Source organism: Neisseria sp. P0024.S006, from assembly GCF_051956595.1.
Taxonomy (GTDB): domain Bacteria; phylum Pseudomonadota; class Gammaproteobacteria; order Burkholderiales; family Neisseriaceae; genus Neisseria.
On the sequence record NZ_JBQCXH010000088.1, the window covers coordinates 1 to 432 of the forward strand.

1 protein-coding gene is annotated in these 432 nt (G+C 62.0%); it reads left to right on the forward strand.

Features of this window, described 5'->3' with window-relative positions; translation table 11 throughout:
• Positions 1-432, forward strand: a 432-nt coding sequence (locus ACTHUF_RS11415) for a hypothetical protein (RefSeq protein WP_440407774.1), incomplete at both ends; no start/stop codon positions are given.

Below are 432 nucleotides of genomic sequence, written 5' to 3' on the forward strand. Positions count from 1 at the left end.
GGGGGGGGGGGGGGGGGGGGGGGGGGGGGGGTGGGGGGGGGGGGGTGGGGGGGGGGGGGGGGGTGGGGGGTTTGGGGGGGGGTTGTGTGGGGTTTGGGTGGGTTGTTGTGTGGTTTTGGTTTTGGGTGGGTGGTGGGTTGGGGGGTTGGGGTTGGTGGGGTTGGGGGTGGGTGGGTGTGGGGGGGGGGTGTGGTTTTGGGGTGTTGGTGGGGTGTTGTGTTTTTTGGGTGGTGTGTTGGTGGTGTTGTTGTTGTTGGGTTGGGTTTTGTTGTTGTTGGGGTGTGTTGGGTTGGTGGTGGTTTTGGGTGGGGTGGGTTTGTTGTGGTTGGGGTGGTTGGGTGTGGTGGGGGTTTTGTTTGCTTTGGCGTTTGGGTTGGTGTTTTGGGTGGTGGTTTTGTTGTTGGGGTGTTTGTTGGTGTTTTTGGGTTGTGG